Annotated in this window: 20 protein-coding genes; 8 read left to right on the forward strand and 12 right to left on the reverse strand. The window is 55.4% G+C overall.

The features are described 5' to 3' along the window. Window positions 1–7 precede the first annotated feature (7 nt). Window positions 8–2,194, forward strand: a complete 2,187-nt coding sequence (gene zntA, locus M987_RS04355) for a Zn(II)/Cd(II)/Pb(II) translocating P-type ATPase ZntA (protein ID WP_014072173.1) — start codon at window positions 8–10, stop codon at window positions 2,192–2,194. 38 nt (window positions 2,195–2,232) lie between these two features. On the opposite strand, the gene tusA is transcribed toward zntA, so the two are convergent. Then, the gene (gene tusA, locus M987_RS04360; RefSeq protein WP_014072174.1) at window positions 2,233–2,478 is read right to left on the reverse strand and encodes a sulfurtransferase TusA; all 246 of its coding nucleotides are present in this window, start codon (window positions 2,476–2,478) and stop codon (window positions 2,233–2,235) included. A gap of 167 nt (window positions 2,479–2,645) precedes the next feature. On the opposite strand from tusA, the gene M987_RS04365 reads away from it, so the two are divergent. Both M987_RS04365 and M987_RS04370 read left to right on the forward strand, forming a co-directional pair. Next, window positions 2,646–3,311 (forward strand): 7-cyano-7-deazaguanine/7-aminomethyl-7-deazaguanine transporter, encoded by a 666-nt coding sequence (locus tag M987_RS04365; protein ID WP_014072175.1) that lies wholly within the window; start codon window positions 2,646–2,648, stop codon window positions 3,309–3,311. 72 nt (window positions 3,312–3,383) lie between these two features. After that, a complete protein-coding gene (locus M987_RS04370) occupies window positions 3,384–3,941 on the forward strand; it encodes a DcrB family lipoprotein (protein ID WP_014072176.1) in 558 nt (185 codons plus the stop codon). Window positions 3,942–3,945: 4 nt separating this feature from the next. On the opposite strand, the gene M987_RS04375 is transcribed toward M987_RS04370, so the two are convergent. Next, complete coding sequence (locus tag M987_RS04375) at window positions 3,946–5,163, reverse strand: MFS transporter (protein ID WP_014072177.1); 1,218 nt, start codon at window positions 5,161–5,163, stop codon at window positions 3,946–3,948. Window positions 5,164–5,307: 144 nt separating this feature from the next. On the opposite strand from M987_RS04375, the gene M987_RS04380 reads away from it, so the two are divergent. Then, complete coding sequence (locus M987_RS04380) at window positions 5,308–6,357, forward strand: AI-2E family transporter (RefSeq protein WP_014072178.1); 1,050 nt, start codon at window positions 5,308–5,310, stop codon at window positions 6,355–6,357. A gap of 103 nt (window positions 6,358–6,460) precedes the next feature. Next, entirely contained in the window at window positions 6,461–7,081 is a 621-nt protein-coding gene (gene acpT, locus M987_RS04385; protein WP_014072179.1) for a 4'-phosphopantetheinyl transferase AcpT, read from the forward strand. On the opposite strand, the gene arnF is transcribed toward acpT, so the two are convergent. The 8 genes from arnF to M987_RS04425 all read right to left on the reverse strand — a co-directional run bounded on the left by arnF (window position 7,014) and on the right by M987_RS04425 (window position 15,348). Next, window positions 7,014–7,418, reverse strand: coding sequence for a 4-amino-4-deoxy-L-arabinose-phosphoundecaprenol flippase subunit ArnF (gene arnF / locus M987_RS04390; RefSeq protein WP_014072180.1), 405 nt, complete (start codon window positions 7,416–7,418; stop codon window positions 7,014–7,016). The genes acpT and arnF overlap by 68 nt on opposite strands. After that, window positions 7,415–7,753, reverse strand: coding sequence for a 4-amino-4-deoxy-L-arabinose-phosphoundecaprenol flippase subunit ArnE (gene arnE, locus M987_RS04395; protein WP_014072181.1), 339 nt, complete (start codon window positions 7,751–7,753; stop codon window positions 7,415–7,417). The genes arnF and arnE overlap by 4 nt, the downstream gene beginning before the upstream one ends. Further along, window positions 7,750–9,405 (reverse strand): lipid IV(A) 4-amino-4-deoxy-L-arabinosyltransferase, encoded by a 1,656-nt coding sequence (gene arnT, locus M987_RS04400; RefSeq protein ID WP_014072182.1) that lies wholly within the window; start codon window positions 9,403–9,405, stop codon window positions 7,750–7,752. The genes arnE and arnT overlap by 4 nt, the downstream gene beginning before the upstream one ends. After that, on the reverse strand, window positions 9,402–10,304 hold the full coding sequence (arnD, locus tag M987_RS04405; RefSeq protein ID WP_014072183.1) for a 4-deoxy-4-formamido-L-arabinose-phosphoundecaprenol deformylase: 903 nt from the start codon (window positions 10,302–10,304) through the stop codon (window positions 9,402–9,404). Before arnD ends, arnT begins: the two co-directional genes overlap by 4 nt. Continuing rightward, entirely contained in the window at window positions 10,301–12,283 is a 1,983-nt protein-coding gene (arnA, locus tag M987_RS04410) for a bifunctional UDP-4-amino-4-deoxy-L-arabinose formyltransferase/UDP-glucuronic acid oxidase ArnA (RefSeq protein WP_014072184.1), read from the reverse strand. The genes arnD and arnA overlap by 4 nt, the downstream gene beginning before the upstream one ends. Continuing rightward, entirely contained in the window at window positions 12,280–13,263 is a 984-nt protein-coding gene (arnC, locus tag M987_RS04415) for an undecaprenyl-phosphate 4-deoxy-4-formamido-L-arabinose transferase (protein WP_014072185.1), read from the reverse strand. The genes arnA and arnC overlap by 4 nt, the downstream gene beginning before the upstream one ends. A 1-nt stretch (window position 13,264) precedes the next feature. Next, window positions 13,265–14,404, reverse strand: a complete 1,140-nt coding sequence (arnB, locus tag M987_RS04420) for a UDP-4-amino-4-deoxy-L-arabinose aminotransferase (RefSeq protein ID WP_014072186.1) — start codon at window positions 14,402–14,404, stop codon at window positions 13,265–13,267. 437 nt (window positions 14,405–14,841) lie between these two features. Further along, a complete protein-coding gene (locus tag M987_RS04425) occupies window positions 14,842–15,348 on the reverse strand; it encodes a phenolic acid decarboxylase (protein ID WP_014072187.1) in 507 nt (168 codons plus the stop codon). Between the two features lie 99 nt (window positions 15,349–15,447). Here M987_RS04425 and M987_RS04430 point away from each other — a divergent pair, with 99 nt between their 5' ends. Together M987_RS04430 and M987_RS04435 are read left to right on the forward strand one after the other, a co-directional pair. Beyond that, window positions 15,448–16,308 carry a LysR family transcriptional regulator gene (locus tag M987_RS04430; protein WP_014072188.1) on the forward strand — a complete coding sequence of 287 codons (861 nt, stop codon included), beginning with the start codon at window positions 15,448–15,450 and terminating at the stop codon, window positions 16,306–16,308. A gap of 54 nt (window positions 16,309–16,362) precedes the next feature. Further along, window positions 16,363–17,157, forward strand: coding sequence for an SDR family NAD(P)-dependent oxidoreductase (locus M987_RS04435; protein ID WP_014072189.1), 795 nt, complete (start codon window positions 16,363–16,365; stop codon window positions 17,155–17,157). A gap of 5 nt (window positions 17,158–17,162) precedes the next feature. Here M987_RS04435 and M987_RS04440 read toward each other — a convergent pair whose 3' ends face one another. Then, entirely contained in the window at window positions 17,163–17,690 is a 528-nt protein-coding gene (locus M987_RS04440; RefSeq protein ID WP_041162152.1) for an NlpC/P60 family protein, read from the reverse strand. A 237-nt stretch (window positions 17,691–17,927) separates the two neighbouring features. Between M987_RS04440 and M987_RS04445 the strand changes: the two genes are divergently transcribed. Continuing rightward, on the forward strand, window positions 17,928–18,590 hold the full coding sequence (locus M987_RS04445; RefSeq protein WP_014072191.1) for an HAD family hydrolase: 663 nt from the start codon (window positions 17,928–17,930) through the stop codon (window positions 18,588–18,590). A gap of 58 nt (window positions 18,591–18,648) precedes the next feature. Here the strand turns inward: M987_RS04445 and M987_RS04450 are convergent, their stop codons facing one another. Further along, a complete protein-coding gene (locus tag M987_RS04450) occupies window positions 18,649–19,674 on the reverse strand; it encodes a TerC/Alx family metal homeostasis membrane protein (RefSeq protein WP_014072192.1) in 1,026 nt (341 codons plus the stop codon). Window positions 19,675–19,714 lie beyond the last annotated feature (40 nt).

A 19,714-nucleotide genomic window follows, 5' to 3' on the forward strand; every position in this document is an offset into this window, starting at 1 on the left:
GAATGCCATGTCGACTCCAGAGACAAACAAAAAAGTGCCACAATTTTCGGCACTTAAGCTTAATCCCCTTCCTGCAAAAGACGATTGCTGCTGCGAAGGCTCCTGCACAACTCAGCCTGAACAGACATTGCCCGATAACGGGAATCGTTACAGTTGGGTGGTGAATGGTATGGATTGCGCCGCCTGCGCACGTAAAGTCGAAAATGCCGTCCGGCAGGTGAAAGGCGTCGACCATGTTCAGGTGCTATTCGCCACCGAAAAACTGCTGGTCAGTGCTGCTTCAGATATCAGCGCCCAGGTTGAAGCCGCCGTAGCCAGCGCAGGATATTCCCTGCGCAGCGAAAATGCCCCGTCCGAAAAAGTCAGCCCGCTGCGCGAGAATCTTCCGCTGATAACGCTGATTATCATGATGGCGTTAAGCTGGACGCTGGAGCAGTTCAACCATCCTTTCGGTAATTTGGCCTTTATCGCCACCACGCTGGTCGGGCTGTACCCTATTGCCCGCCAGGCACTGCGTCTGATGAAAACCGGAAGCTGGTTTGCTATCGAAACCCTGATGAGCGTTGCCGCCATTGGTGCGCTTTTTATTGGCGCAACGGCAGAAGCGGCAATGGTGCTGCTGCTGTTTTTAATTGGTGAGCGCCTTGAAGGCTGGGCTGCAAGCCGGGCGCGTAAAGGTGTCAGTGCGTTGATGGCACTGAAACCCGAAACCGCAACCCAGCTGGTCAACGGTGGGCGTAAAACCGTGGCCATCAGTGCACTGCGCCCTGGTGATGTTATCGAAGTGGCCGCAGGCGGCCGACTCCCTGCCGATGGTGCGTTACTTTCCGCGACGGCCAGTTTCGATGAAAGCGCCCTGACCGGCGAATCAATTCCCGTGGAGCGTGGCGCGGGTGAAAAAGTCCCTGCCGGTGCCACCAGCGTTGACCGTCTGGTGCAATTGACCGTGCTCTCCGAGCCGGGCGACAGCGCAATCGACCGCATTCTGAAGCTTATTGAAGAAGCCGAAGAGCGCCGCGCACCGGTAGAGCGCTTTATCGATCGCTTTAGCCGCATTTACACCCCGGCCATTATGCTGGTTGCCTTGCTGGTCACCATTATCCCGCCATTGCTGTTTGGTGCGCCGTGGGAAGGCTGGATCTACAAGGGGCTGACGCTGCTGCTGATTGGCTGCCCGTGTGCGCTGGTCATCTCCACACCCGCTGCGATTACATCAGGCCTTGCCGCTGCAGCACGCCGCGGGGCGTTGATTAAAGGCGGTGCCGCGCTGGAGCAACTGAGCCAGGTTCAGCACATCGCGTTTGATAAAACCGGCACGTTGACGGTAGGTAAACCGCAGGTGACGGGCGTTTATCCCCAGAACATCAGTGAAGATGACTTGCTGGCCCTGGCGGCCGCCGTTGAACAAGGTTCGACGCACCCGCTGGCGCAGGCGATTGTGCGTGAAGCGCAGTCCCATGGGCTGACCCTACCCGCAGCCACTGCCCAGCGCGCGCTGGTGGGCTCAGGGATTGAAGCTCACGTCGGGGACAAAAAAGTGCTTATCAGCGCGGCGAATAAATTCCCTGCGGCCGGGTTAGCAGCCCGCGTACACGAGCTGGAACAGGCCGGGCAGACGGTGATTATTGTGGTGCAGGATGGCACAGCACTGGGTCTGCTGGCGCTGCGCGATACCCTGCGTGAAGATGCAAAAGCGGCAATGGCTGACCTGCATCAGATTGGCGTTCAGGGCGTGATCCTGACCGGGGATAACCCACGCGCCGCCGCAAGCATTGCCGCAGAGTTAGGCATGGAGTTTCAGGCCGGACTGCTGCCTGCCGACAAAGTGAAGGCAGTCACCCAACTGAATGGCAGTGCACCGCTGGCGATGGTAGGTGATGGGATCAACGATGCCCCGGCAATGAAAGCCTCAACCATTGGTATTGCGATGGGTAGCGGCACCGATGTGGCACTGGAAACCGCGGATGCCGCGCTCACGCATAACCGCCTGACGGGGCTTGCGCAGATGATCCGCCTGGCGCGCGCCACTCGCGCTAACATTCGTCAGAACATCACGATTGCGCTAGGCCTGAAAGGGATTTTCCTGGTGACCACGCTGCTTGGGATTACCGGGCTCTGGCTGGCGGTGCTGGCAGATACCGGGGCGACCGTGCTGGTAACAGCGAACGCGCTGCGGCTGTTGCGCCGGAGGTAAACGCGGTGTTTGCTCCCTCTCCCTGTGGGAGAGGACCGCTATGAACCCTTACGAATCAAATACCGGTACGGCAGCGCTTCGGTCTGCTGTGCGACCAGTTCGTGTTCCATAAAGGTACAAAAACCGGGGATGTCGCGGGTGGTTGCCGGATCGTCGGCAATGATTAAAAGCGTTTCGCCGGTCTGCATGTTACGCACGGTTTTGCGCACCATCATCACCGGTTCCGGGCAGCGAAGGCCCTGGGCATCAAGCGTATGGTCTGGGCTGGAAAACAGGTCGGTCATTTTCGTCTCGTTCACATAAAAACGGCTGTAGTTTACGCCCCGTTGCCACCAATGCAAACCAGGTTAACGATTGCGTGAAAATTAGCCATTGCAAAGGTGAATGAAAGCAGTATCATGCAGCGGTTTTTATTGGGTTCCCTCACCCCAACGTTCAAAAAGGTCACAATATGACGCAGTTCTCTCAACCACAGCGCGTAAAAGCGTTGTTCTGGCTTTCCCTTTTTCATCTGCTGGTGATCACCTCCAGCAACTATCTGGTACAGCTGCCGATCGCCATTTTTGGTTTTCATACCACCTGGGGCGCGTTCAGTTTCCCGTTTATCTTCCTCGCGACCGATTTAACCGTGCGTATCTTTGGCGCACCGCTGGCGCGGCGGATTATCTTTGCGGTGATGCTTCCGGCACTGTTCATCTCCTACGTGATTTCTTCCCTGTTCTATATGGGAAGCTGGCAGGGCTTTGAGGCGCTGACGCACTTCAACCTGTTTGTGGCGCGTATCGCTACCGCCAGCTTTATGGCCTATGCCCTGGGGCAAATCCTCGACGTTCACGTGTTTAACCGCCTGCGGCAAAATCATCGCTGGTGGATGGCACCAACAGCCTCCACGCTGTTTGGTAACGTAAGCGATACGCTGGCCTTCTTCTTTATCGCTTTCTGGCGTAGCCCGGATGCGTTTATGGCTGAACACTGGATGGAAATCGCACTGGTGGACTACTGCTTCAAGGTGCTTATCAGCATTGTGTTCTTCCTGCCGATGTACGGCGTATTGCTGAATATGCTGCTGAAAAGGCTGGCAGATAAATCTGAAATCTCTGCATTGCAGGCAGGTTAAGGGTTCGCTTTAACAGTTGTGATAAGATGCTCGAATGAGCCGTTATGGCCGTTTATCGAAAGGAAGAAGTCAATGCGCAATCTGGTTAAATATGTCGGGATTGGCCTGCTGGTTGTGGGCCTTGCCGCCTGTGATAACAGCGATACGAAAGCACCTGCTCAAGGCGCGTCAGCTGAAAGTAATGCGGCCGGGCAGCCGGTAAGTCTTCTGGATGGCAAGCTGAGTTTCTCTCTGCCAGCAGATATGACCGATCAGAGCGGTAAGCTGGGTACGCAGGCGAACAATATGCACGTTTACTCCGACGCGACCGGGCAGAAAGCCGTGATTGTGATTGTGGGCGATGACACCAGCGAAGACCTGGGCGTTCTGTCCAAACGTCTGGAAGATCAGCAGCGCAGCCGTGATCCGCAGTTGCAGGTTGTGACCAACAAGTCCATTGAGCTGAAAGGCCACGCCATGCAACAGCTGGACAGCATCATCTCTGCAAAAGGCCAGACCGCTTACTCTTCTGTGGTGCTTGGCAAGGTCGACAACAAACTGCTGACCCTGCAAATCACCCTGCCAGCAGACGATCAGCAGAAAGCGCAGACCACCGCTGAAAACATCATTAACACCATCGTAATTCAGTAATTCCTCACGATGATGACGTGGCCTCCGAAGCTTGCTCCGGGGGCCATTTTTTTAGCCTCCACGTCAGCAACAACGCCACCGCCACCAGCCCCGCCGCCGCAAGGTAAATAACCGGCACGCCTGCCCACGCCATCACCAGCCCCGCCAGTGGCCCGGTAATGCCTAACGACATATCCATAAACACCGTATAGGTCGCCAGTGCCGCCCCCTGGTTTTGCTGTGGCACAGCCTTCACTGCCACCACTCCCAGCGCCGGGAACACCAGCGAGAAGCCTGCACCCGCCAGGAATACGCCAATTTTTGCCATCCACGGCGCCGCGGCAATCCCGGTCAGCAGCAGCCCGACAATCTCCACGCTAAAACAGATCATCGCCACATTCAGCCCGCCCAGGCGGTTGATGCCGTTCGGAAACAGCAGGCGCGTCCCCACAAATGCGCAGCTAAACAGGGTTAACGCGAATGCGGCCCCGTCCCACCCTTTTGCGTCGTAGAACAAGGTTATAAAGGTCGCGATGACGCCAAAACCCGCCGAGGCCAGTGCCAGCGCCATGCCATAAGGCCACACGCGGCCAAGCACCGCACGAAACGGCATCGGCTTACCTTTGCTGGCTTTTACTTTCGGGCGCGGCAGAGCAAACAAAATCGCCAGCAGCGCGACCGCCATAATGGTCAACGCCAGCCCGTTTAGCCCCGCGAATGAAAAACAGACCACGCCCAGCGGCGCGCCGATTGCCATCGCCCCGTAGGTGACAATGCCATTCCACGATATCACTCGCCCAATGTGAGGGGCCCCCACAACGCCCACGCCCCACAGTGTTGACCCTGTTCCGGCCAGGCTTTGCCCGATACCGAGGATCACGCGTCCCAGGCACAGCAGCACCAGGCTCACTATCGGCCAGCCGCTGCTCAACCCGGCCATCAGGTAACTCAACCCGCTGAGGAAACAGCCGCACAGCCCCAGGACCACAATGCTTTTTGGCCCAAACAGATCGGCATAACGCCCCGCATGAGGGCGGCTGAGCAGCGTCGCGAAGTATTGCAGGCTAATCACCAGCCCCGCCCAGAATGCGCTAAATCCCATGACATCATGGACATAGCCAGGCAAGACCGCCAACGGCAGGCCAATGGTCAGGTAACTGGCAAAGTTAAAAATAACGACAGAAACAATACGCAGATTAAGGCGTAATCCGCTAAGTGCCGGTTCGGCGGCAGGTTCGGGCATGGGGTTCTACCTGGATTTTTACAACAGTGTTTCACTATTACCACGATGGGTTAAGAAAAGCAGCAGTGACTTTCAGATTAACGACGTCAGACGAAGCGTAACTCGCGCACTACACTTAACAGGCTCCCGGCAAAAGGAATCCGTATGACATCCACCCAGCCCGACAAGACAGGTCTGCATATTTTGTTAAAGCTCGCCAGCCTGGTGGTTATCCTTGCGGGTATCCATGCGGCGGCAGATATCATCGTTCAGCTCCTGCTGGCCCTCTTTTTTGCCATCGTGCTGAATCCGCTGGTGACCTGGTTTATCCGCCGTGGCGTGTCGCGACCCGTGGCGATAACGATTGTGGTTATCGTTATGCTGATTGTGCTTACCGCGCTGGTGGGCGTGCTTGCCGCCTCGGTGAATGAATTTTCCACCCTGCTGCCAAAATACAACAAAGAGCTCACCCGCAAGGTCCTGCAACTACAGGATTCGCTCCCGTTCCTGCACATCCACATGTCCCCGGAGCGGATGCTGCAACGGATGGATTCAGAAAAGCTCATGACCTGGGCAACAACCCTGATGACGCAGCTTTCCGGCGCGATGGCCAGCGTGTTGCTGCTGGTGATGACGGTGGTATTCATGCTCTTTGAGGTGCGCCATGTGCCTTATAAGCTGCGCTTTGCACTGAATAATCCACAAATCCATATTGCCGGCCTTCATCGCGCGCTGAAAGGGGTGTCTCACTATCTGGCGCTGAAAACCTTGCTGAGCCTGTGGACCGGGGTGATTGTCTGGCTCGGGCTGGAGCTGCTGGACATCCAGTTCGCGCTAATGTGGGGTGTGCTGGCTTTCCTGCTGAATTATGTGCCGAACATCGGGGCCGTGATTTCCGCCGTACCGCCAATGATTCAGGCATTTTTATTTAATGGCCTGTACGAATGCATGTTGGTAGGCGCGCTGTTTCTGGTGGTGCATATGCTTATCGGCAATATTGTCGAGCCACGCATGATGGGGCACCGCCTCGGGATGTCAACACTGGTGGTCTTTTTATCATTGCTGATCTGGGGATGGTTGCTCGGGCCGGTGGGAATGCTGCTTTCAGTGCCGCTCACCAGCGTGTGTAAAATCTGGATGGAGACAACCAAAGGTGGCAGCAAACTGGCCATTCTGCTCGGACCAGGGCGCCCCAAAAGCCGATTACCGGGGTAATTCCGTATCCCGGTTAGCTATTATAATGAGCATTGGATTATAGTATTGGTTTCGCCGCGCAACTTTGCGGTTATCTCTGTTTCGACTTAAGGCCCGACGTTATATGTACCAGGTTTTTCTGGGAAAGATCTCCTCGCTGAGCACCGACCGCTGGGCACAAGCTCTTGCCCTGCACGCCCCTACGGGCGAACAGCGCGACCGCTGGCTGGCTGGCCGCGGGTTGCTTTCCCGCCTGTTTGCACCACAACCTTTGCCGGAAATTGTCTATAGCGAACAGGGAAAACCAGGCTTTGCTGACGACTATCCGCTGTGGTTTAGCATCAGCCATTGTGATGACGATATCGCCCTGATTGTCAGTGATGAAGGTGATGTAGGTTGTTCACTGGAACACATACGCCCGCAGGATAACTGGCGTACGCTGGCAAATGCGGTCTTCAGTAATGCCGAACATGATGAAATGGAAAACGAGAAACCAGAGAGTCAGCTTGCCGTGTTCTGGCGTATCTGGACGCGTAAAGGCGCCATCATCAAACAGCGTGGCGCGCACTCCTGGCAAATAGTGAGTATCGACAGTGCTGCCAGCACCCTCCATACGGTAAGCCACTGCCAGGTCGACTCCCTGAGCCTTGCCGTGTGCACGACCACACCCTTTGGCCTTACGACGGCTCTGATCCATTCGGCCGACGACGCGTCGGCAGAAAAATGGTCAGCACTCCCAGAATAATAAATCCGACCCCCGCCAGCCCGTGCCAGGAGAAGGTTTCTCCCCAGCCGGGCAGCAGAATAGCTGCGCCCCACACCAGGATGTAGCTGAGACTCAGCAAGGCATAGGCTTTGCTGAGCGCCAGACGATGCAGCGCCAGATACCAACACCCCATTGAAGCCACATAACCCATCAGCCCGAGCATCAGCGACCCGGTACCCGGTGCAAAATGCCACAGCGCGATGAGAAACGAAAAATCCTCGCCAACCGGCGGGAGTGTGACCATGGCGTAGCGTAACAACAGCTGTGCGATGCTGACTAACGCCACGCTACACAACGCCCAGAATGCGCCTTTCACAGGCTCCCTCCCAACAGGATGATCCCAACCATGATGAACCCTACGCCGAGCCAGTGGTGCGCCGCGACGCTCTCACGCCAGAACGTTTTTGCCGCCAGCGTCACCCAGACAAAGTTCAGGCTCAGCATCGGGTAAGCAATCCCTACAGGAAGGCGTTGCAGCACCACCAGCCAGACCAGCATTCCGAAGCCCAGCGCCAGCAACGCCAGGCCGAGCCAGAGGACGATATGCGCGCCACGCCGCCCGGATTTCGCCGGGCGGGTGGCCTGCTTCTGGCACAGCTGTCCTGCGCAGCTCAGCAGGCTAGCCAGTACTAGCCAGAACCAGGTCATCATTGCGGCAGATACTGCAAGTAAGCCAGACGCCCCTGAATATACAGGCTGTCCGGTTTTGGCAGCTTCAGGCGCTCAAGATCGTCGTTTTTCGACAACAGGATCACCATCGAGATCCGCCCCTGCTGGCGATGTTCTTCCAGCCATTGCGGGAAATCGTCTTTGCCGACAAACCGGTCTTTCACATCCGGGTAGTCCAGCCCATAACGTAACTCACCGCTCTGACCATACAGAACGATATCGTTACGCTTGAGCTCCCATGCCAGGCCAGACGCGACGCCCACGTTGTTCGCCAGAACGAAACGGCTGTCCTGAAGCGGCTCACGTACGGTGTCCACCAGCGACTGCGGCTGTTTTGAATCCACCACCAGATTCGGGATAGCAAAGCCAATCAGCAGCGTCAGGCCAAGCGGACACAGTGCCGCCAGCCACCAGCGCTGCTGACTCTGACGCAGGGTAAACCAGCCCACAGCGGCCCAGATCAGGAAAGCCACCACCGCGCAGAAGACTTTGTACAGCTCAACGGACGTCCAGACCGGGTGTTTTGACAGCCCCCACGGGGAAACCACCAGCGCCGCCACCACGCCGATCGCACCAAACGCCAGGTTGATCCACCCGTTGATGCGCAGCACTTTGCCGCTCTTTTCCGCCACGGTGCAGGCGTAATGCGCCATCAGCATCGCCAGCGGTGCAAAGCACGGCAGGATATAGGTCGGCAGCTTCCCTTTGGCGATACTGAAGAACACCAGAGGCATAACCACCCAACCGAGCAGGTACAATCCGCCACCTTCGTCCTGTCGGCCACGCCAGCCCTGACGCAGGGCACCAGGCAACAAGGCCAGCCACGGCAGGCTTCCGGCAATCAGGAACGGAATGTAATACCAGAATGGCGCTTTGTGTTGGGCATCGCTCTGCGCAAAGCGCTGAATATGTTCAACCCAGAAGAAGTAGCGCCAGAAGTCCGGCTCACGGTGGGCAATTGCTAGCCCCCAGGGCAGAACAATAAGCACACAGCTGAGGATGGCCAGCCAGCCAAACAGCAGCACCTCTTTCCAGCGTTTCTGGGCAATCACCCACGGCAGCACGCCAATCACCGGCACAGCAAGCGCCAGGAACCCTTTGGTCATCACCCCCATGCCACAGGCAAGCCCAAGCAGCACGTAGCCGCCCGCTTTACCGGCGAAGGTTTTCGCCTGCGCTGCCAGCCAGAAGCTGCACATTGCCGACACCAGCCAGAGTGTGATAATCGGATCCAGCACCGCATACGTACCGATGCCATACACCAGGAAGAGGGTTAAGAAGATAACGCCCGAAAGCAAGGCGACGCGTTTATCGCGCCAGATGCGCCATGCCAGCCAGATCACCATCAGCGCCGCCAGCCCGGTGGAGAATATCGCTCCCGCGCGCACGGCAAAGTTGGTATGGCCAAACAGCATCTGCCCGATACTGTTAACCCAGTATCCGGCTATCGGTTTTTCAAAGTAGCGAAGTCCCAGGAAGTGAGGGACGACCCAGTCCCCTGATGCCAGCATTTCACGGCTAATTTCCGCGTAGCGCGTCTCATCAGGCTGCCATAACAGGCGGATATCGACGGGAATAAGGTAGTAAATGACAAACAGTGCGAAAAGCGCAAAGCCATAACGGGCTGCTTTCATGATACCGGGCTCACGGTTTGTTGATAGCCAAGCCAGCCTTCCCGGCCAGCCATTTCTTTACGAACAATTTTGCCTACAGGCAATGTACTGAGGTCGTCAGGCAGCAGTTCGCTGAGTGGGCAAAACTGAATACCTTCCTCTGCGGCCATCGTCAGCAGCGCATCAAAATCATGCTGATACGCAATCCCTTCCACTTCGGCGTGGATGGTATACACCGGCGTACCGGTATCACGATGAATGCAGTCCAGAATGTAACGGTTAAAGCCCTCGGCAGTCACCTCGCGCCCCACCACTTCATCCCAGGTCGGAAGCGTTACCGGAATCTGCACGGTGCCGAACATGTTTTCACCCAGCTGCGGTAAAAACGGTCCGCTGCCGCGACAGTCGCTGTTATAGCGAAACGCGAATGGCTGTTTAGCTTTCACCACGCGCTGATCCGCCCGCCAGCCTGCCACCGCAGAGCACTGCACCGGTTTACAGGTAATGGCTTCCAGCTCCATCATACCGCGTTCAACCTCACGGCCCAGACGTGGGATATCCCACACCCCGGCCCAGGCCTGCCACGCATGATGATCCCAGGCATGTAGCCCCACCTCATGCAAACGCGATGCTTCGCGGATAATGTCTTCATTACCCGCGCCGATGCGCCTGCCAGGCCAGGCGGTGCCGGCCAGCAAAATATCCCAGCCGTAGAGCGATGCTGCGCGTGAGCGCAGCATTTTGAACAGGAACGCCGGTTTAATCAGACGCCATAAATGGCGTCCCATGTTATCCGGCCCCACGCTGAAGAAGATACTGGAGCGCACATCATGCTTGCCCAGTAACTCCAGCAGTTTGGGCACGCCGTCACGCGTGCCACGGAAGGTGTCGACGTCTATACGTAAGCCGACTTTTTTCATGATGTCTGTTCCGACAGCTCCACAGTGCGCAGGAAGAAATCGAGCGTTTCATCGATGGTCTGTTCCATCTTCACTTCCGGCGTCCAGTTCAGGCAGCGCTTAGCGTTACGGATGCTTGGCTTACGGTGCTCAACGTCCTGATAGCCTTTACCGTAGTAGCTGCTGCTTTCCACTTCACGGAAGCCCGCAAACGGCGGGAACTGGTCACGCAGTGGGTGGCGCTCGAAGCTTGCCAGCAGCATCTCAGCCAGTTCACGAATGCTGGCTTCGTTTTCCGGGTTACCGATGTTGATGATTTCACCGTTGCAGCGGCCATCTTTGTTTTCGATGATGCGGAACAGCGCTTCGATACCGTCAGAGATATCGGTAAAGCAACGCTTCTGTTTACCGCCTTCGATCAGTTTGATTGGAGAGCCTTCGACCAGGTTCAGGATCAGCTGAGTGATCGCACGCGAGCTACCGATGCGCGCGGCATTCAGGTTATCCAGACGCGGCCCCATCCAGTTGAACGGACGGAACAGGGTAAAGCGCAGGCCTTCTTTCTCGCCGTATGCCCAAATCACGCGGTCCAGCAGCTGTTTGGACACAGAGTAGATCCAGCGTTGCTTGTTGATTGGGCCAACCACCAGGTTAGAGGTGTCTTCGTCGAAGTTTTTGTCCGTACACATGCCATACACTTCAGACGTGGACGGGAAGATGATGCGCTTATCGTATTTCACGCAGTCGCGGATGATCTTCAGGTTCTCTTCGAAGTCCAGCTCGAACACGCGCAGCGGGTTACGGGTGTATTCAATCGGAGTCGCGATCGCCACCAGCGGCAGCACCACATCACATTTCTTGATGTGGTATTCGATCCATTCGGAATGGATGCTGATATCCCCTTCAACGAAGTGGAAGCGCGGGTTGGTCAGGAAACGGCTGATCGCATCAGAGCCGATATCCAGGCCATAGATTTCATAGTTGTCGTCTTTCAGCAAACGTTCGGTCAGGTGGTTACCGATAAAGCCGTTTACACCGAGGATCAGCACGCGGGTGCGGCGTTTGATGGCTACAACCGGTGCGCTGGTGATAATTGCGCCCGCAACCAGACCCAGGGATTGCGCCAGCTGCGCGCCCTGAACGTATACGCCGTTGTCAGTTTGACCGGTCAGAATTTCCAGCGCCTGCTCGCCGCAGCTCACCACCAGCGGGGAAACAGAGACAACCGTGCCCGGTTTTGCTGCCGGAATGTCGTCACGTACGCGAGATTTCCAGACAATAAATTTGCTGACGCCCGCGAAGCTGTACGCGCCCGGCCACGGGTCAGTGACCGCACGCACCAGGTTGTGCAGCTGACGCGCAGGTTTCGCCCAGTCCAGACGGCCATCTTCCGGGTTACGACGGCCAAAGCAACTTGCTTTGCTCTCATCCTGCGAGGTCTCTTTAAAGGAGCCCTGCTGGATGGAAGGCAGCACATCGCGCAGCAGGTTTTGCGCAGCGCCACACAGTTTGTGATGCAGTTGCAGCGCGGTTTCATCGGCTTCGATAGCCACTTTTTGCTGGGCCACGATATTGCCCGCATCAGCGCGACGCACCATGCGATGCAGGGTCACGCCGGTTTCCGTTTCACCATTCACCAGCACCCAGTTCAGCGGCGCGCGGCCACGGTATGCTGGCAGCAGGGAGCCGTGCAGGTTAAACGCGCCTTTTGGCGCCAGGCTTAAGATGTCGTCGCTCAGCAGATTGCGATAATAGAAAGAGAAAATCACATCAGGAGAAAGCGCACGAATGCGGTCAACCCACAACGGATGGTTTACATCATCAGGGGCGTACACCGGGATGCCACGCTCTGCGGCAATACGCGCCACGGAACCAAAGAAGTTATTTTCTCCGGCAGCGTCCGGGTGAGTGAAGATTGCAGCAATGTCATAACCCGCTTCCAGCAGGGCCAGCGTGCCCGTACACCCCATATCGTGATAGGCAAATACAACAGCTTTCATGGGTGAATTTCCTCTTGAGATGCTTTGTGTTCCTGACGGACAACACGTTGAATAAAGTAGCGCGGACGTGCGCGAACATCGTTATAAATACGGCCGATGTACTCACCGAGTAAGCCCATCCCAACAAATTGGGCACCGATGAACATGAACAGTACGGCAAACAGCATAAAGACCCCTTCCGCCGCCCACTGAGGGCCGAAGATCAGTCGCAACGCGACCAGCAGAACGGAAATCGCAAACCCGGCCAGCGCGATAACGCTGCCGAAAACGCTTAACAAACGCAGCGGCGTGGTGGTCAGGCAGGTGATCAGGTCATACATCAGGTTAATCAGGCGCATAAAGCTGTACTTCGATTCCCCGTGCTCGCGCTCTGCGTGCAGTACCGGAATTTCAGTCGCTCTGCGGGCAAAGGTATTAGCAAGAATAGGAATGAACGTACTGCGCTCGTGGCAATGCAGCATGGCGTCAACGATGTGGCGACGGTAGGCGCGCAACATGCAGCCGTAATCGCCCATTGCTTTACCGGTCGTGCGCTGGATAAGACGGTTAATGGTGCGCGACGCCAGCTTGCGGAACAGGCTGTCCTGGCGGTTCTGACGAACAGTGCCGACCACGTCATAGCCTTCATCAGCTTTCGCTACCAGGCGCGGGATCTCTTCCGGCGGGTTTTGCAGATCGGCATCCAGCGTGATGATCAGGTCGCCCGTTACATGGCTAAAGCCGGCCATAATGGCGGAGTGCTGACCATAGTTACGGTTAAGCAACACGGCAACGATGTGGCTTCCCTCAACCTCAGCGGCATCGGTAAGCATCTGAGCAGAATTGTCGCTGCTGCCATCATCTACCAGCAGAATTTCGTAGGCCTTGCCCATGGTTTCACAGGCAGCCGTGGTGCGGCGGATAAGTTCAGGCAGGCTCTCCTGCTCGTTGTAAACCGGGATTACGACTGAGACTTTTTGTACAGGTGGTGCGCTGAACATATCAATTTCCTGCTAGCTGATGGAGCGCGGTAATGACGCGCGTTGCGTCGTCATGCGTCATATCCGGGAAAAGAGGGAGTGAACAAATACGCGCGCTGTTCCATTCGGAGTTCGGGAGCGACACATCAGGGAAACGCTCGCGATAGTATTTTTGCGTATGGGCAGCACGGAAATGCAGGCCAGTACCAATGCCTTTTGCTTTCAGCGCGTCCATTAACGCGTCACGTGAGATCCCACATCGGGCTTCATCAACGCGAATGATAAACAGATGCCATGCATGGACATGCGGCCAGGCCGGAATGCGCAGCGGCTCGAAAGGCGTATCCGCAAGCTCGGTCAGATAACGTTCAGCAATTTCGCGACGACGCGCGTTGGCTTCGCTCAATTTACCCAGTTGGACCAGCGCCAGCGCGGCGTTGATATCCGCGAGGTTGTACTTATAACCCGGAGAGATAACTTCCGCCTGTGGCGCACGTCCGTGAGTCTGGCGGTCATAGGCATCAACACCGAGCCCGTGGAACTTGAGGCTGCGAATGCGTTGCGCCAGTTGTTCGTCATCCGTCACCACTAATCCGCCTTCCGCGCAGGTCATGTTCTTGATCGCGTGGAAAGAGAAGATAGCGGTACCTTGCCAGCCAACATGGCGATTTTTGTAGTAAGTACCTGCTGCGTGGGCAGCATCTTCAATCACAGGGATACCATGACGTTCGCTAATCGCGCGAACCGCATCGATATCAAAAGGTGCCCCCGCATAATGCACGGGGATGATAGCTTTGGTGCGTGGGGTAATCGCGGCTTCGATGGCTTCAGGCGTTACCATCAGCGTGTCTTTGTCGACATCGATCATCACGGGTGTTGCGCCCAGCAGCACAATCATATTGAGGGTCGACACCCAGGTTAAAGAAGGGGTAATGACTTCATCACCAGGACCAATGCCCATCGCCATCAGCGTGACGTGCATCCCAGCCGTTGCAGAGCAAACCGCAATTGCATGGCGATTCCCCGTCAGCTTACAAAATGCTTCTTCAAGCTCCTGATTTTTCGGCCCTGTGGTGATCCAGCCCGACATCAAAACGTCCTGAAGCGCCGCAATTTCCTCAGCGCCCATCGACGGTCGCGAAAAAGGCAGAAAATCACTCATTATTAATTTCCTTGCTGTATTAAAGGCGTCATCTTTTACTGCGCTGTCGTAATGGGCAGCTCAATGGGATCATGCAAGATAGATTTTAAATAAAGACCAAATAAAATTTAGTCGTTGCTTCACTTATGTCAACAAACCATCAACTAAGGCAAAGTAGTCTTCTTTTCTTAGGAAAAAATTAAGACACAGCAAAATTACAATGAGACGAGCAAGAAGGGGGAGTGAAAAAACCGTTTATCAACAGCAAGATAGATGAATTCTCTGCTTTTTTAATTTTTTTGTGATTATGCTCACGACAAATTACGGTTTTATTTCACTTGATTGCAGTGAAAATAATAAGAAAAGTAAATGAAATCTCAACCAAAATAAAAATCCCGGGTATTTCGCCTGAAAGACGAAATCACCCGGGAACTTTTTAAATAAGTGAATTGTCGCGCTTAGTTAAGATTAGCAGGGAAATCATCCGGCAATTCACTGGCAGCACAGGCAATCACCGAATCATTGTTCGCACCACAGTCCCGTACAAAGGTAATGGTCGCAAACTCATCAATCACTTCAGTAGGATACGCCGGCCCCTGGTCACGGTATGTATTCATCAGTGGGATATGATCATTCTGGAAACAGACCGTTTTTTCCGGGTTATTCATCACCCAGCGTGGGAAGAAAATCGTACCGTGGAAGAGTTTGTCGCCCAGATTCACAATCAGGCTAACATCCGTGCCGGTAGGTTCAGTCCAGGAGATTTTATAAATACTCTCACCCACCCTCACGATATACGCCTGCTGGTCTTTGACCCAACGGTTCGCCACGATGCCGCTGTGAATGCGGTAATCCAGTGTGGTGTCATTTTTCACGTAGATCTCGTAGTTCCAGCCATTGTCGTAGGTGTAGACCAGGTGTTTACCCACAAAACCGCTCAAATCATGTTTGTCGAAGGTGCTCATAATGTGTCTCCTCTGTTTTGATGAGACGATCGTACCCCTTCAAAAAATGAATGAATAACGCTATGTTTGAATCAAATTCATTCAAATTTTAGATACGTTATGCACAAGACAACGCTGGAACAGTGGTCGTTACTGGAGAAGGTGGTAGAGCTTGGTAGCTTTGCCAAAGCGGCAGAAGAGACGGCCCGCAGCCAGTCCTCCGTGAGTTATAACCTGTCTTTATTGCAGGAGCGGCTGGGAGTCGCGCTTCTGGCGCCGGAAGGTCGACGTGCGGTATTAACCCCTGCCGGAGAATTACTTCTCAACCAGGTAAAACCCCTGCTCAAGGCCTTTTCATATGTTGAAACACGAGCCGCAACGCTGCGCAACGGGGTGCGCACGCGGTTAGACCTGGTCGTGGACAACATTTTTCCGCGCCGCCGCCTGTTCGCCATTTTGCGCCAGTTCCAGCAAATTTACCCGCAGACACAGGTACGGCTGACGGAAGTGCTGGAAAATGCCAGCTCAGATATCGTCAATAATGAAGCCGATGTCATGGTGTTAACCCGCCGTCAGGACATCACCGGGCTTGGCGAATGGTTGATGAACATTGATTTTGTTGCCGTCGCCCATCGCGATCACCCCTTATTTGCGCTCAATACACCGTTAAATGACGAGATGCTGCGTCCGTGGCCATTAATTCATATTGTAGATAACCAGCCTGCCGCCAGCGCTGCCGGAGAGTCTTGGACATTTTCGACCATCGATGCCGCCATTGAGGCCGTGATGTATCAGGTGGGCTATGGCTGGCTGCCGGAAGAACGCATTCAGACCCAGCTTGAACAGGGCGTGCTAAAAATACTGCCGCTGAGCCACGGCACGCGCCGTGCCACGCCTCTGCATCTGATCGTGAAGCGTGCCCTGACGCCGCTGGACGAACAGGTTGAAACACTACTGCGCCTTTTTAGCCAACCCCGGTAACCCCCAACTGCTACGCTTTAAGGTCTGAACTTTGAAAACCACGAGGAGCAGACAATGAAAATTGATTTTACGGGGAAAGTTGCGCTGGTCACGGCCTCCACGGGCGGCATTGGTTTTGCCATTGCCAAAGGGCTGGCCGAAGGCGGCGCGGAAGTGATCATCAACGGGCGTAGCACCGAATCGGTCAATAACGGAATACAGCAACTCCAGCAGGCAGTGCCGGGTGTCCAGGTGCGGGCTGCCATTGCCGACCTCAGCGCCCCTGAAGGGGTTGAGTCCCTGCTGAAAGTCGCATCCAGTGTCGATATTCTGGTCAACAACGCCGGGATTTACGGCCCGCTGGATTTTTACGACACCGACGATGCCACCTGGGAGCGCTACTGGCAAACCAACGTGATGTCAGGTGTACGGCTCTCCCGCGCCCTGCTGCCGGGTATGGTGCAAAAAGGCTGGGGTCGCGTGGTCTTCATTTCATCGGAATCGGCCTGCAATATTCCGGCTGATATGATCCACTATGGCGTGACCAAAACCGCGCAACTCTCACTGGCGCGCGGCCTGGCGAAATTCGTGGCGGGAAGTGGCGTGACGGTGAACAGCGTGCTGCCAGGGCCAACGATCTCCGATGGCTTTGCTGAAATGATGAAAGACGAAATCGAAAGGACCGGCAAATCGCTGGAACAGCTGGCGAAAGAGTTTGTGATGGCCAACCGCCCCAGCTCGGTTATCCAGCGCGCCGCATCGGTTGAAGAGGTGGCCAATATGGTGGTGTATGTCTGTTCAACGCAGGCTTCCGCCACCTCCGGCGCGGCATTACGCGTGGATGGCGGCGTGGTGGACGATATTATCTGACTTGCTCAGGCCGAACTGCCTGCTACCCGGCGGGCAGTAATAAAGTGCTCTTGCCAGTAGTTGTCGGTCAACGCTGAAACCGTGACGCCCTGGCTGCTCGAAGCATGAATGAACAGGCTGTCACCGATATAGACGCCAACATGCTTACGGGTCGGGCTGGTCTGGAAAAACACCAAATCCCCGGCTTTTAAGCGATATTGCGCCACCTGCACACCGCGATGGATCTGCTCGCCCGTGGTGCGCGGCAGGTCAAGGTGCGCCGCATCGCTGAACAGATGTTGCATCAGCGCCGAGCAATCCACCCCGTGATGCGTGGTGCCGCCCCACTGATAGTGAGTCCCTTTCCACTTCTGATATTGATCAAGAATACGTGAGCGCAGCGGACCCGTTTCCTGATGCACCAGCGCAGCTTTCGCCGGAGAGGTCGCCAGCTCGCTGTTCATGGATAACATCGACGCGGGCAGTTGAAAACTAAAGGCAGAAAATGAAGCAAAACTTAACGAGAGTATTGAAATTAGCGATCTAAGAGTCATATCAAGAAAGAAGCAGTGAGTGAATTTTTCCTTACGCGTGGGGCCAATGTTCCCCCGAAATATCTTTCGATGTGGCGATAATATAGACAGCTCACTTTTTACCCAATCTTTATCGAAGCCAAAAATGGACTCACTTTCAGGTCGCAAGATTGATAAAAAATGCACGTTACAGAAGGACTGACGGGGTAAAGCAGGTAAACTAATGAGCAGAATGTGTATTTCAGCTAAGACGTATTTATGACCAATATGATTGCCGACGAGGCAGTGGCCAAGTCCAACGTGCTCTCTGTCTTTGATTTTGATGGAACATTGACGCACCACGACAGCTTTATCCCTTTCCTGCGTTTTGCCTTTGGTAAACGTTACTTTGCAGGGCGCCTGGTGCGTATGGCGTTGCCGACGCTCCACTGTGTGCGCCGCAAGCTGACGCGCGATGAGCTGAAAGAAGTGCTGATCAAAACCTTCCTGACCGGCGTAGATGAACACTGGCTGCGCCAGCAGGCTGAAGCGTTTTGCGAGAAATACTGGACGAAGCTGATGCGCCCGGCGGGTGTGCTGGCGGTTGCCGCAGAGGTCAATTCCGGTGCAGAAGTGACTATCTGTTCAGCCTCTCCGGCGCTGGTATTGCAGCCATGGGCCGATAAGCTTGGCATTAAGCTTATCGGGACACAGCTTGAAGTGAAAAACGGCAAGCTGACCGGGCGGATCACCGGTAACAACTGCCGCTGTGCGCAGAAGGTCGCCAGACTGGAAAAAGTGTATGGCAATCTGAACGATTACCATCTGCGCGCCTGGGGCGACACGCGTGGTGACCACGAACTGTTGGCGGCGGCGCAGGATCCGCACTGGCGACACTTCCACCATCCGCGCAAGCGCCGGAATTCACCGATTAAGGGTTAGTGCGCTCTGGTGCTCTCACCCCGGCCCTCTCCCACAGGGAGAGGGAGAAAACAGGACATCAGTCCTCACGTTTGCCCGGGAACATCACGCTCGCAATGATCCCCAACGCTAACACCCCTAACACCACAAACAGGCTGGCGGTTGCGCCAATGCTGTAACCGTGGTGCCAGAAGTGATCGGTAGCATTAAGGCCCAGCTTAAACGCGACAAAGAACAGCAGCAGGACCACCGCTTTTTCCAGATGCACCAGGTACTGTTTCAGCGCTTCCAGCACAAAATAGAGCGTACGCAGACCGAGGATAGCGAACATCATCGCACTGTAGATGATGAGCGGTTCACGGCTGACGGCGATAATCGCCGGGACCGAGTCAAACGCGAACATCACATCAGACAACTCCACAACCGCCACGCAGAGCAGCAGTGGTGTTGCGTAACGCTTCGCCTTCTTCACGCGCCCGACCATGACATCCTGGTTTTCCGGCTTTTCAAGCTCGGCATCCACCTCTTTCTGGGTCAGGATAAACGCATTGCTGCTGATTTTCGGCCAGACTGGGTAAAAGCGTTTCACCAGACGGTAGGCCAGATGGCCGGAGTAATCTTCAACCTCATCACTCTCTTCATTACGTTTGAGCATCATCAGTGCCGTCCAGCCAACGACCAGCGCAAAGATAACCTCAACGTAGGGCCCCAGACTCAGCAGGCTGGTCCCAATGGCGACGAAAATACCGCGGAAGACAATCGCTCCCAGCACGCCCCAGTAAAGCACGCGGTGGCGGTACTTATCCGGCACGCCGAACCAGGCAAAAATTGCCATCATGACAAACAAGTTATCGACCGACAGCACCTCTTCCAGCGCATAACCGGTCAGGAACAGGCTCGCCATCTCCGCGCCATGATGCACATAGAGGAACCCGGCGAACGCCATCGCCATCAGGACCCAGAAAATAGACCACATGGCGGCGCTTTTCAGCGAGACAGGTTTATCGTGACGGTGCATGAAGAGGTCGATAAACATCGCCCCGACAGCCATCACGACAAAGACAACAACGGTTTCAGTCGGGAAACCGAGATGAGCAGAAGACATAAACAACCCTTTTTGAAGACAAAACACTAACCATGCAGAC

It is taken from the genome of Enterobacter soli ATCC BAA-2102 (assembly GCF_001654845.1).
Taxonomy (GTDB): Bacteria; Pseudomonadota; Gammaproteobacteria; order Enterobacterales; family Enterobacteriaceae; genus Enterobacter; species Enterobacter soli.